The organism is Cypionkella sp. TWP1-2-1b2 (genome assembly GCF_049896245.1).
Lineage (GTDB): Bacteria > Pseudomonadota > Alphaproteobacteria > Rhodobacterales > Rhodobacteraceae > Cypionkella.
Genome location: NZ_JAFCTX010000013.1, coordinates 41,482 through 53,298, shown reverse-complemented (window position 1 = coordinate 53,298; position 11,817 = coordinate 41,482). Strand labels below are relative to the sequence as shown.

The following is an 11,817-nucleotide window of genomic DNA, read 5'->3' as shown; positions in this document are numbered from 1 at the left end:
AGCAGCTGTAGCCCTGCGCAGCCTCTCTTGACTTAGGCACGGCTCCGCTCCACCTGTTGCATCCTGAAATTTCCAACGCGAAAGGGCCCTGCCCCATGTCGATTCCACAGTCCGGCGGCGGCCCAATCGAAGACTTTTCGCAACTTGCGGAGATGATGGACTCTGGCAGCAAACCGAAAGCCGATTGGCGCATCGGCACCGAGCACGAGAAATTCGGCTGGCTGACCGACAGCCGCACGCCGCTGCCCTATGCAGGCGACCGTTCGATCTCGGCCTTGTTCGCGGGCCTGCAAAGCTTTGGCTGGGCTCCGGTGTCCGAGGCCGACAACATCATCGGCATGACCCGCGCCGGGGCCAATATCAGCCTGGAACCCGGCGGCCAGTTCGAACTTTCTGGCGCGCCTTTGGAAAACCTGCACCAAGGCGCGGCGGAGTTGCAAAACCACCTCGATGAAGTCCGCGCCATCGCTGATCCCTTGGGCATCAAATTCATGGGGCTGGGTGCTGCCCCCGAATGGTCGGCGCAAACCATGCCCGTGATGCCGAAAGGCCGCTACCGCCTGATGACCGATTACATGGGGCGCGTCGGCACCCATGGCACCCAGATGATGTATCGCACCTGCACCGTGCAGGTGAACCTCGACTACGCGTCTGAGGCCGATATGGTCAAAAAACTCCGCGTCGCCTTGGCCCTGCAACCCGTCGCCACCGCCCTGTTCGCCTCCTCGCCCTTCTTCGACGGCAAGCCAAACGCCCATAAATCATGGCGCAGCCGCATCTGGCGCGGCCTCGACAACGCCCGCACTGGCATGCTGCCCTTCGCTTTCGATCAAGGCTTTGGCTTTCAGCAATATGTCGAATGGGTCTTGGACGCGCCGATGTATTTTGTCTATCGCGACGGTAAATACATCAACGCCTTGGGCCAATCTTTCCGCGCCTTCCTGAAAGGCGAACTGCCCGCAATGCCCGGTGAAAAGCCCACCCTGTCCGACTGGGCCGACCATATGACCACCGTATTTCCCGAAGCCCGCGTGAAGAAATACATCGAAATGCGCGGGGCCGATTGCGGCGATCAAGCCCATATTGACGCCCTGCCCGCGTTCTGGGTCGGCCTGATGTATGATGATGCCGCCTTGGACGCCGCATGGGATCTGGTGAAAGGTTTCGATGCCGAGACCCGCGAAGCCCTGCGCGTCAACGCCTCTGTCAGCGCCCTGCAAGCCGAAGCGGGCGGCATCAAACTGCTGGACCTAGCCCGCGCCTCCGTCGGCCTGTCGCACGCGGGCCTCGCCGCCCGCGGCCTTGATGAGCAGCGCTACCTCGCCCCTCTGGTGCAAAGCCTCGCCACCGAAAAAACCCAAGCCGACCGCTGGCTGAATCTGTATAACGGCGCATGGGGTAAAGACCTGACGCCGATCTATGAGGCGAGCAGCCTATAGCTTTCATCTTGGCCTAAATACTCCCGCCGGAGGCTAGCTGCATACATGCCAGAAGCCTCCGGCGGGAGTATTTCAAAAAAGAGCAAATCCCTTAAGCCTTCTTCGCCCCGATCTTCGGTTCGGTTCCCGCCTTCAGGCGCTGCAAGTTCGGCCAGTGTTTGACGTAGATCAGCACGGTCAGCACGAACACCAGCGCCAGCATATGCCCCTGATCGAACATGAACAGCCACAGCCCCGACAAAGCCGCCGCCACCAGTGCCGCCAGCGAAGATATCCGCCACACAGCCGCCGCCACCGCCCAAGTCGCACAGGCCGCCAGCCCCACGGGCCAAGCCAAAGCCAGCAGCGTGCCAAGGAATGTTGCCACCCCCTTGCCGCCCTTGAACCCCAGCCACACCGGGAACAAATGACCCAAAAACGCCGAAAACCCCGCCAGTTGTGCTGCATCCTCGCCCACCGCATAGCGCGCGATCAGCACCGCCACCGCACCCTTCGCCGCATCCAGCAGCAAGGTCGCCAGCGCCGCCGCCTTATTCCCGGTCCGCAGCACATTGGTCGCGCCAATGTTGCCCGACCCGATAGAACGCAAATCCCCTAGCCCCAGCGCCCGCGTGATCACCACGCCAAACGGCACAGATCCCAACAGGTAAGCCAGCACGGCCACCAGACCCAGAAACAGCGGTGAAGAAACAATCTCTGGCATGTCCTACCCCTGATAAACCGCTTGGCCCGCGACATAAGTTGCCAGCACCTTACCCTCCATCCGGCAGCCGTCAAACGGCGTGTTCTTGGATTTCGAGTGCAATTTGAACCGATCCAGCAAGTAGGGCGCATAGGGGTCGAACAGCACCAGATCCGCCGGAGCCCCCACCGAAAGCCGCCCCTGCGGCAACCCCAGCCGTTTCGCGGGGTTCAAAGACAGCGCCCGGAACAAGGTCGGCAAATCCAACTGCCCCGCGTGATACAGCCGCAACGCCGCAGGCAACAAAGTCTCCAACCCCACCGCCCCCGACGCCGCCTCCTCAAAAGGCAGCCGCTTGCTCTCTTCATCAGCCGGCGTGTGGAACGACCCGATCACGTCGATCAGCCCCTCGGCCACCGCCTGCACCATCGCCATCCGGTCTTCTTCCGACCGCAGCGGCGGGGTGAATTTGAAGAACGTCCGGTAATCGCCCACGTCAATCTCATTCAGCGTCAGATGGTGGATCGACACCCCCGCCGTCACATCAAACCCATTCGCCTTCGCCCGCTCCAGCGCAGGCAAGCTGCGCGCCGTGGTGATCTGATCGACGTGATAGCGCACCCCCGTCATCTCAACCAAACCCAGATCACGGTCCAACCCAATCCGCTCCGCCATCGCCGAAACCCCCGGCAACCCGCGCAAACTGGCGAACTTGCCAGAGGTCGCCGCCGCCCCCGCCGACAACCCCGGTTCTTGCGGATGCCCGATCACCAACGCCCCCAAAGACCGCGCATAGGTAAACGCCCGTGATAACGCCTTGGTATCGCGGGAAACCTTGAACACATCGGTAAATGCCACCGCCCCTGCATCCAGCAGAAACCCAATCTCGGTCATCTCATGCCCCAAACGACCCTTGGTCAGCGCAGCCATATGCCGGATCCGCACCCGCGCCTCCCCCGCCCGCCGGGTCACAAACTCCAACACCTCCGGCGTGTCGATCGAGGGCGTCGTATCCGGCCGCACCACCATTGTTGTGATCCCGCCCGCCGAGGCCGCCAACCCCGCCGAGCGGAACGATTCCTTATGCCGCTCGCCGGGTTCGCCAATCTTCACGCCAATATCGACGATGCCGGGCGCAAGACAATGCCCGCCACAATCCACCTCCGTCGCCCCCGCAGGAGCATCGCCATCGAGGGCTACGATCACACCGTTGTCGATGGTCAGGCTGCCGATCTCATCAGTGCCAGATTCCGGGTTGATCAGGCGGGCGTTGGTGAAGTGTAGGGTCATGGCCATTCTCTAGTGCGTTTGGGGGGGCTGACATATTCAAGGGCCGGGCCAGTATTTACAAAAGTCTTGCAATTATCGCATTTGTAGCCAGCGTAATAATGAACTCTTGCTGGATGGTGCCGCATCCTGATCAGCTTTTCGTCTTTAGCAGAACAAAGATTGCAATATGGCTCACCGACCTGCGATCCCGTTTCATCCGTTTCATAGAGTAGACCATTGTTATCTCGCAGCTTGGCTTTGAAGGTGTAAGCGGCACGCAAATCAGAAGTTTCTTTTCGAAGTTCTAACTCTCGTTCTTGGGCCTCAATTAACGCCTGCTTTGCATCGAGTAGTCTGTCGACAATTTCTGAAATTCTCAGCTTAAACTCGGCGACAACTATCTTGTCATCAATGCTTCTAAGCTCTTTTGTAATGTCCAACGTCTGCTTGATAGCGGAGAGACCCATCATCAAATCCATCAGACACTCCCCAAAAATGTTAGCTGTGGCCTCATGTCGGTTTGCATCAATTCACCCCGCCATCCAAACAAACGCCACCGTGAACACCGCCAGAAACACCAACACCCCGGTCGCCACCATGCCGCTCATACGGGCATCCGACCATTTCTTCTTGGGACCGTCGCTCATACCATGGTCCCCACCGCCGCGCGCCCGCGCTCGGCCCGCAAATTCCGCGCCAGCAAATCCATGCAGGCCATCCGCACCGCCACGCCCATCTCCACCTGATCCTGAATCACGCTGCGGTTGATGTCATCCGCCAACTCGCCGTCAATCTCAACGCCGCGGTTCATCGGCCCCGGATGCATCACAATCGCATCGGGCTTGGCGAACGACAGCTTCTCGGCGTCCAGCCCATAGCGGTGGTAATACTCCCGCTCGGATGGAATAAACCCGCCGTCCATGCGTTCCTTCTGAAGCCGCAGCATCATCACCACATCCGCGCCCTCAAGCCCCTTGCGCATGTCGTCGTATAATTCACAGCCAAAATGCTCCACCCCCGCAGGCATCAAAGTTGGCGGAGCGATCAGCCGCAAACGGTTCTCCATCTTCCCCAGCAAAATCAAATTGCTGCGGGCCACACGGCTATGCGCAATATCGCCGCAAATCGCAATCGTCAGCCGCTGGATCCGCCCCTTCGCCCGCCGAATGGTCAGCGCATCCAGCAAGGCCTGCGTCGGATGCTCATGCCGCCCGTCGCCCGCATTCAGCACCGCGCAATTCACTTTCGAGGCCAGCAAATTCACCGCCCCTGACGCCCCATGCCGCACTACCAGCAAATCCGGGTGCATCGCATTCAGCGTCATCGCGGTGTCAATCAGCGTCTCACCCTTCTTCACCGAAGACGAGCCGACCGACATATTCATCACATCCGCGCCCAGCCGCTTGCCCGCCAGCTCAAAGCTGGCCTGCGTCCGCGTCGAGTTCTCAAAGAACATATTGATCTGCGTCAGCCCCGCCAAAGCATCCGAAGATTTCACCGTGCGCCGGTTCAGATCGACATAGCGATCCGCTAAATCGAGGATTGTGGTGATTTCCAACGGCGAAAGTTGCTCGATCCCAAGCAGGTGGCGGGCGCGAAAGCTCATCGGCATCTCCGTCGGTGGTTTAACGGCTTATAGAAACCCCAAGCGCCCCCGGCAAGGCCCGCCCGACACACCTTGTTCCCCCACCGCAAGCCCCCTACTTTGCCCCCATGGGAATCGACTCCGACATCGCAGCCGACTGGCACGCCGCCTTGGCCGCATTGGCGTGGCAGGTCGATCTGGGCCTGACCGACATCAGCGCCGAATCCCCGCTGAACCGCTACGACCTGCCCGAGCCGATCAAGGCTCCGCCGCCTGCCCCAATCGTCGCGCCCTCCAAACCAGCCCCACCCCCCGAACCCGAAGCCCACAACCCCGACGCCGCAGTCTTTGAAGCCCGCGCCGCTGCCAGCCAGTGCGAAACGCTGGAAGCCCTGCGCGCAGCCCTCGCAGCCTTCGAGCATTGCGAACTCAAACGCGGCGCGCGCAATCTGGTGTTCGCCGATGGCAACCCCAAAGCCCGCGTGCTGATCCTCGGTGAGGCCCCCGGCGTGGAAGAAGACCGCGAAGGCCGCCCCTTCGTCGGTCGCGCTGGGCAGCTGTTAGATAAAATGTTCGCCGCCATCGGCCTTAGCCGCACATCCCCAGACCCCGAAACCGCGCTCTACATCACCAACACGCTACCTTGGCGTCCGCCGCAAAACCGCGACCCCTCGCTGGATGAAATCGCCATGATGCGCCCCTTCGTCGAAAGGCACATAGCGCTGGTAAACCCCGATGTGATCGTGCTGGTCGGCAACACGCCGCTGCAAACCATCCTGAACACCAAAGGCATCCTGCGCGCGCGGGGAAACTGGACCGAGGCGCTTGGCAAACCCGTGCTGCCGATGACGCACCCCGCTTACCTGTTGCGCAACCCCATTGCCAAACGCGAGGCTTGGGCGGACCTTTTGTCGCTGCAAGCCAAGCTGCGCGGCTAAACGCGCCCCACCGCTGGAAAATCACAGGCTACGGTCATCCTCTGTGCGCAAATATCCCCGCCGGCGGCATCCCACCCGCGCAGCGTCACGGCGCAGGACATCCGGCGATCTCCACTGACCCGCCCGCCCCCAACACCGTCACCACCACGCCAGAGCGATCCAGAGCGAACGGCGCACCGCTGCTGGCGACCAAATCGACGCTTGAAGTCAGCCGCCCGCCCGCCCGCGCGCTTTCAGCCTCACCAACCCAAACACTGGCATCTGCGGTTTCAAACACCACCGTCTCGGCCCCGCGCTGCGGCAAATCCAACACGGCGGTCAGCCGCAAGCCATCGGCAATCGGCGCGACCTCACAAGAAATCGCCCGCAGTCCCGCCGCCTTGCCGCCAACGGGCTGCGCCTTCAAAGCCGCCTTGATCGCGGCATCTGGCGCACCCGCATCCAAAACCGCCGAAAGCTGGACCGCGGCTGGCATGCAAATCTGATTGCAGACCCCCAGATCAACCCCTGCCCGCAACTCCACGGGCTTGCTGGCATCCAGCGGCACCACCTCCAGCGGCAACACCACGCCTTCATGATAACCAATCGTCTGCATGCCATTGGTATGAAACACCACCGGACTGGGCCAATGCACCCGCACCGATTTGACGTTCACCGAACCCGACCAGTTGAACAACGGCGGAATCCCAGCCTCACCGGGGCTGCGCCAATAGGTCTTCCAATCCGGCGCGAGCCGCAGCCGCAACCCCGCCATGTGATGGCCATTCTGCATCTGCCAACCGGGCAGCAGATCAGCCTGCAAGACATCGTCCTGCGTGGTGGCAAAAACAGCCGTCGCTGCACAAAGCGCAAGGGCAGGCGAAGCGGCGCAGAGCGCGAATGTCAGGACTTTCAGCATGAGTTTGTCATAAGCAAAGCGCCGCCTTCGGGGAAATCACGATCCGGCGAGAGACTTGTAACCAAATCCGGCTTTGCCCATCTTGGGTCCAACCAGACATAGGGGCGCGATTCGATGGATCTCTGCGGAAAGCTATTGGTTGCGATGCCCGGTATGGGCGACCCTCGGTTTGAACATGCGGTGATCTTGGTCTGCGCCCACACACCTGAAGGTGCCATGGGTCTGATCATCAACAAAACCCTGCCCGATATGTCATTCTCGGGCCTGCTCGAACATCTGAAAATCCCGCTGGGCGAGGAAAGCCGCAAAATCGCCGTGCATTTAGGCGGCCCGGTCGAGCGCGGTCGCGGCTTTGTGCTGCACTCTCCCGATTATGCCGGAGGCCCCGCCACCCTGCGCGTTGAGGGCGGCTATGGCATGACGGCCACGCTGGATGTGCTGGAAGCGATGGCGCAAGGCCAAGGCCCCGACAAAGCCCTGCTGGCGCTTGGGTATTCCGGCTGGGGTCCCGGTCAGCTAGAGGCCGAAATCACCCGGAATGACTGGTTGACGGTTGAGCCGTCAGAAGCCCTGATCTTCGCCGAAAACGACGCCGCCAAATGGGCAGGGGCGCTGCGCGGCATGGGCATCGAACCGCTCAGCCTATCGGCAACCTCGGGCCGCGCCTAACCGATTTTCGCCGCGAAAATCGTGCACGAATTCCGCGCGGAATTCGGCTTACTGCTTCGGCTTGTCGTCCCAATCCTTCATCAAAATCCGATTGGCATCCCCCGAAGGATCGTCAAATTGCTTGGTTTTCATCGCCCAGATAAACGCCAGCAAACCCACCCCACCCAGCAGCAATGACACCGGAATCAGGATCGACAGGATTTCCATGACCTCAGCCTCCCGCTACTTCAAACGCATCGCATTGAGCGAAACGGTAATCGAAGACAAAGACATCGCCAAGGCCGCAGCCAAAGGTGTCGCCAAACCCATCAACGCCAAAGGCACCGCGATCACATTATACGCCGCCGAAATCCCAAAATTCTCCAGCATCCGCCGCGTCGCTTGCCGCGCGATGCGCGTGGCATCGCCAATCGGCGCCATATCCTGCCCCAATAGCACGATATCCGAAGCCGTCCGCGCCGCATCTAGCGCCGTCGCGGGCGAGATCGACACATGTGCGGCGGCCAGTGCTGCAGTATCGTTCAGCCCATCCCCCACCATCAGCACCCGCCGCCCTTCCGCCGTCAAAGCGCGCACCAGAGCCACCTTCTCGGCAGGCAAAGCCCCCGCCACCCAATCCGCAATCCCCAGCCGTGCCGCCAACGCACCCACCGCCCCCGGCACGTCGCCCGAGATCAGCTTGATCCGCATCCCCTGCGCCTTAAACTGTGCAATCGCTGCTTCTGCCCCCGGACGAAGCCGATCCGCGAAGGCAAAGGCCTGCGTCTCGCCCCCCGCACTCAGATAAGTCGCCGTCACCTCCAGAGCCTGCGCCCCACACCAATCGGCACGGCCCAGCCGCACGGCTTGACCCTGCCAAACGCCCTCCACACCGTACCCCGGCACCTCGCGCAGATCGCTAACCTCTGCCGGAACAACCCCCTCCGACCGCACCGCCGCCGCCAAAGCCTGCGCCAAAGGATGCGCCGATCCCACAGCCAACCCAGCCGCCACCTCCAAAGCCCAAGCCGGATGCGCCGCCAAGTCCACCAGCTCCGGCGCACCCATCGTCAGCGTCCCGGTCTTGTCAAACACCACACAATCGACCTGCGCCAACCGCTCCAGCGCCGTGCCATGTTTCAGCAACAGCCCTTTGCGGAACAGCTTGCCAGAGGCCGCCGTCACCACCGCAGGCACCGCGAGGCCCAAAGCACAGGGGCAGGTGATGATCAAAACCGCTGCCGAGATATTGATCGCAAACCGCAGATCGCCCTCCGTCGCCCACATCCAATAGCCAAACGCGCTGAACGACAGGATATGCACCATCGGCGAGTAAAACCGCGCCGCGCGTTCCGCCAAAGTGGTGTATTTCGTCTTGGCACTTTCCGCCACCGCCACCAAATCCGCCATTCGGTGCAACGAACTGTCTCGCCCCGCAGCCGTCACGCGCAGCACCAACGGCCCGGTCAGATTGACCTCGCCCGCCGCCACCACCATCCCCGGCCCCACAAACACCGGCAAACTCTCCCCGGTCAGCAAACTGCGATCCACCTCTGACGCGCCAACCTCCACCACCCCGTCCACCGGCATCCGCCCCCCCGGACGCACCCGCACCAAATCGCCAACGGCAACCTCAGAAATCACCCGCACCACCTCAGCCCCATCCACCAGAACACAGGCCCGAGGCACCTCCAGCGCCGCCAATTCCTCGGCAGCCGAGCGCGCCACCGCCCGCGTGCGGTGATCCAGATAGCGCCCGAGCAGCAGGAAGAAGCACAGCATCACCGCCGCATCGAAGTAAGCATGATGGCCAGATTTGATCGTCTCAAACAGGGAAATCGACGACGCCAGCACCAAGGCCAGCGAGATCGGGAAATCCATCCCCAACCGCCCGACCCTAACCCCCGCCCAAGCCAAACGGAAAAACGGCTGGCCGCAGAAAATCACCGTCGGCACCGCAATCATTGCCGAAATCCAGTGGAACATGTCGCGAGTCGCCCCTTCGGCCCCCGACCATACTGCCACCGACAACAACATGACGTTCATCATCGAGAAAAACGCGACGCCCAGCCGCATCAGCAACTCGCGCCCCTGCCGATCCGTCTCGGTGGCGCTGAGCAGCCCCGCATCCAACTCATGCGCCTCAAACCCCACGCCCGCCAGCACCGCAACCAGCGCCTCAGCAGTCACGCCAGCCTCTGCATCCACCGACACCCGCTTCATCGTCAGATTAACCCGAGACGTGTCCACCCCCGGCACCGCCGCCAACGCAGTTTCCACCGTCGAGATACAAGCCGCACAATGCGCCGACGGCAGCGACAGCATCAGCCGCCCCCGCGCCGCCACCTGCGCCTGCTGTTGCGCCAAAGGCACGACAACGCAGGCCGGACAAGCCGCCATCCCGCCCTGCTCGTACTCGACCACGCGCATCGCCTAGCCTTTCACAAACAGGTTCAGCCGCTGCTGAAACAACACGCCATCGCCCGAGCGCGCCGTGACATGCAGCATCCATTTGCCCGGATGCAACGCCGCCTTGGCCACATAAACCCCGCCCTCATAGATAAACTTCGGCGTGGAATCTTCGCGCGCCTCGGTCACCCGGCCCAGCAGAACATCCAAACCCTCGACCACCACCGGCTTGCCAGCGTGGTCGGTAAAGGCCAGCACCAACTGCCCTTTCGCGTCGTCATAATTGGGCGCAACCGTCCAGCCCAGCGCCTGCTGCGCCCGCCGATCCGCGTCAAACGTCTGGCTTGCGACGTAAGAATTCTCCACCTCCAACCCCGGAAACGTGCTGATCGCCTTGTAAGCCATCAGCAAATTGACCGCGATGATCACGCCAAACGCCGCCACCGTGAAGGCCAACACATGCCAACCCTTGATCTCACGCACCCCAGCTTCGGCCATCTTACTCGCCCTTCCCATTGAACACGGTGTCATGATGCACCCGATCGTTGCTCGGAACCGCCTCCGTCCCCAGATCCTCAATCCAGAACCGCAGATCAGTCCGTGCAGCCTCTGCCCCCAGCGAATGGGCAGGCGCCGTCACAAACAGCCGCTGAGTCTTTGTGGCATTGGCAGGCACCAGAACGCGCAGCCCCGGCGCGCCGTCCAAGGTCAGCACAAATCCGGCGTCCGAGGTGGCGGCAAAGGTGAACCAGCGATCCTCGCCATGTTTGTTGCGCAGCCGCAGATCGTAAGTGTTGCGGATCGCCCCATCCGAAAGTGTGACGAACATCGGATTGCGCACCGGCGTCACGCTGACATCAATCGACGCCCGCAGGAACAAAGCAACCACCAAGGCAATGCCAACCCCCGCCCAAAGCACGCTATACATCATTGTTCTGGGCCGAAACACATGGCTCCAGATCGACTTCGCAGGTTGCCCCGCACGTTCGCGCACCTCATCCGTCAAAGCCATATAGCTGATCAGGTTCAATGGCTTGCCGATCTTCGCCATCGTGTCGTTGCAGGCGTCAATGCACAAACCACAAGTGATGCAGGCCATCTGCTGACCGTCGCGAATATCAATCCCCATCGGGCAGACGTTCACACAAGCCATGCAGTCAATGCAATCGCCATTGCCTTCGACACTCGCCTTGCCCCGAGGCTCGCCCCGCCAATCGCGATAGCCAATCGTCAGGGTATCCTCATCGACCATCGCCGCCTGAATCCGCGGCCATGGGCAGGCGTAAATGCAAATCTGCTCGCGCGCGAAACCGCCAAACACAAAGGTCGTCGCGGTCAGGATCGCCATCGTGGTATAAGCCACCGGATGCGCAGTGCCATGGATCAGGTTTTGCAACAGGGTCGGCGCGTCGGTGAAATAGAACACCCAAGCCCCGCCGGTGGCGAGGCCGATCAACAGCCAGACGCTCCACTTCACCAGCCGCTTGCGCAGCTTTTCAAGGTTCCAGTTCTGCCGATGCAGTCGCAGCCGCGCGTTGCGATCACCCTCAATCCAACGCTCAACCAGAATATAGAGGTCCGTCCACACCGTTTGCGGGCAGGCATAGCCACACCAAACCCGCCCCGCTGCCGAAGTGAACAGAAACAACCCCAGTCCCGCCATGATCAGCAGGCCCGCGACGAAATAGAACTCATACGGCCAAATCTCGATCATGAAGAAGAAAAACCGGCGGTTGGCGATATCAATCAGCACCGCCTGATCCGGCAGGCTTGGCCCGCGATCCCAGCGCAGCCACGGTGTGACATAGTAAATCCCCAGCATCAGCCCAAGCAGCCACCATTTCAGGGTGCGAAAGGTGCCTTTGACCCGGCGCGGAAAGATCGGCTCGCGGGCGGCGTACAGGCTAGACGGCTGGGTATCGGGGCTGGTCACGGAACTCTCCGGTAGG

General features: G+C 61.6%; 12 protein-coding genes. 3 read left to right on the top strand and 9 right to left on the bottom strand.

All coding sequences use genetic code 11. From position 1 onward, the window contains the following. Positions 1–95: 95 nt before the first annotated feature. Entirely contained in the window at positions 96–1,439 is a 1,344-nt protein-coding gene (locus tag ACP7AP_RS10640) for a glutamate--cysteine ligase (protein WP_426034183.1), read from the top strand. Positions 1,440–1,530: 91 nt separating this feature from the next. On the opposite strand, the gene plsY is transcribed toward ACP7AP_RS10640, so the two are convergent. From plsY to ACP7AP_RS10620, 4 genes are all read right to left on the bottom strand, one after another. Further along, complete coding sequence (gene plsY / locus ACP7AP_RS10635) at positions 1,531–2,142, bottom strand: glycerol-3-phosphate 1-O-acyltransferase PlsY (RefSeq protein ID WP_426034182.1); 612 nt, start codon at positions 2,140–2,142, stop codon at positions 1,531–1,533. Positions 2,143–2,145: 3 nt separating this feature from the next. Continuing rightward, positions 2,146–3,411 (bottom strand): dihydroorotase, encoded by a 1,266-nt coding sequence (gene pyrC, locus ACP7AP_RS10630; protein WP_426034181.1) that lies wholly within the window; start codon positions 3,409–3,411, stop codon positions 2,146–2,148. Then, the gene (locus ACP7AP_RS10625; RefSeq protein WP_426034180.1) at positions 3,408–3,869 is read right to left on the bottom strand and encodes a hypothetical protein; all 462 of its coding nucleotides are present in this window, start codon (positions 3,867–3,869) and stop codon (positions 3,408–3,410) included. The genes pyrC and ACP7AP_RS10625 overlap by 4 nt, the downstream gene beginning before the upstream one ends. 164 nt (positions 3,870–4,033) lie before the next feature. After that, positions 4,034–4,996 (bottom strand): aspartate carbamoyltransferase catalytic subunit, encoded by a 963-nt coding sequence (locus tag ACP7AP_RS10620; RefSeq protein ID WP_054005596.1) that lies wholly within the window; start codon positions 4,994–4,996, stop codon positions 4,034–4,036. Between the two features lie 107 nt (positions 4,997–5,103). Here ACP7AP_RS10620 and ACP7AP_RS10615 point away from each other — a divergent pair, with 107 nt between their 5' ends. After that, on the top strand, positions 5,104–5,913 hold the full coding sequence (locus ACP7AP_RS10615) for a uracil-DNA glycosylase (RefSeq protein ID WP_426034179.1): 810 nt from the start codon (positions 5,104–5,106) through the stop codon (positions 5,911–5,913). A gap of 85 nt (positions 5,914–5,998) precedes the next feature. Here ACP7AP_RS10615 and ACP7AP_RS10610 read toward each other — a convergent pair whose 3' ends face one another. Continuing rightward, a complete protein-coding gene (locus ACP7AP_RS10610) occupies positions 5,999–6,811 on the bottom strand; it encodes a protein-disulfide reductase DsbD domain-containing protein (RefSeq protein ID WP_426034178.1) in 813 nt (270 codons plus the stop codon). A 114-nt stretch (positions 6,812–6,925) separates the two neighbouring features. On the opposite strand from ACP7AP_RS10610, the gene ACP7AP_RS10605 reads away from it, so the two are divergent. Next, positions 6,926–7,480 (top strand): YqgE/AlgH family protein, encoded by a 555-nt coding sequence (locus tag ACP7AP_RS10605; RefSeq protein ID WP_426034177.1) that lies wholly within the window; start codon positions 6,926–6,928, stop codon positions 7,478–7,480. 48 nt (positions 7,481–7,528) lie between these two features. On the opposite strand, the gene ccoS is transcribed toward ACP7AP_RS10605, so the two are convergent. The 4 genes from ccoS to ccoG are packed head-to-tail and all read right to left on the bottom strand — an operon-like array spanning position 7,529 to position 11,801. Continuing rightward, positions 7,529–7,687, bottom strand: coding sequence for a cbb3-type cytochrome oxidase assembly protein CcoS (gene ccoS, locus ACP7AP_RS10600; protein WP_054005472.1), 159 nt, complete (start codon positions 7,685–7,687; stop codon positions 7,529–7,531). Between the two features lie 15 nt (positions 7,688–7,702). Beyond that, complete coding sequence (locus ACP7AP_RS10595) at positions 7,703–9,889, bottom strand: heavy metal translocating P-type ATPase (RefSeq protein ID WP_426034176.1); 2,187 nt, start codon at positions 9,887–9,889, stop codon at positions 7,703–7,705. Positions 9,890–9,892: 3 nt separating this feature from the next. Next, on the bottom strand, positions 9,893–10,366 hold the full coding sequence (locus ACP7AP_RS10590) for a FixH family protein (protein WP_426034175.1): 474 nt from the start codon (positions 10,364–10,366) through the stop codon (positions 9,893–9,895). A gap of 1 nt (position 10,367) precedes the next feature. After that, the gene (ccoG, locus tag ACP7AP_RS10585) at positions 10,368–11,801 is read right to left on the bottom strand and encodes a cytochrome c oxidase accessory protein CcoG (protein WP_426034174.1); all 1,434 of its coding nucleotides are present in this window, start codon (positions 11,799–11,801) and stop codon (positions 10,368–10,370) included. Positions 11,802–11,817 lie beyond the last annotated feature (16 nt).

Coding starts and splice junctions, on each gene's coding strand:
- ACP7AP_RS10640 (WP_426034183.1), top strand. CDS start 96: ATGTCGATTCCACAGTCCGGCGGCGGCCCAATCGAAGACTTTTCGCAA.
- plsY (WP_426034182.1), bottom strand. CDS start 2,142: ATGCCAGAGATTGTTTCTTCACCGCTGTTTCTGGGTCTGGTGGCCGTG.
- pyrC (WP_426034181.1), bottom strand. CDS start 3,411: ATGACCCTACACTTCACCAACGCCCGCCTGATCAACCCGGAATCTGGC.
- ACP7AP_RS10625 (WP_426034180.1), bottom strand. CDS start 3,869: ATGGATTTGATGATGGGTCTCTCCGCTATCAAGCAGACGTTGGACATT.
- ACP7AP_RS10620 (WP_054005596.1), bottom strand. CDS start 4,996: ATGAGCTTTCGCGCCCGCCACCTGCTTGGGATCGAGCAACTTTCGCCG.
- ACP7AP_RS10615 (WP_426034179.1), top strand. CDS start 5,104: ATGGGAATCGACTCCGACATCGCAGCCGACTGGCACGCCGCCTTGGCC.
- ACP7AP_RS10610 (WP_426034178.1), bottom strand. CDS start 6,811: ATGCTGAAAGTCCTGACATTCGCGCTCTGCGCCGCTTCGCCTGCCCTT.
- ACP7AP_RS10605 (WP_426034177.1), top strand. CDS start 6,926: ATGGATCTCTGCGGAAAGCTATTGGTTGCGATGCCCGGTATGGGCGAC.
- ccoS (WP_054005472.1), bottom strand. CDS start 7,687: ATGGAAATCCTGTCGATCCTGATTCCGGTGTCATTGCTGCTGGGTGGG.
- ACP7AP_RS10595 (WP_426034176.1), bottom strand. CDS start 9,889: ATGCGCGTGGTCGAGTACGAGCAGGGCGGGATGGCGGCTTGTCCGGCC.
- ACP7AP_RS10590 (WP_426034175.1), bottom strand. CDS start 10,366: ATGGCCGAAGCTGGGGTGCGTGAGATCAAGGGTTGGCATGTGTTGGCC.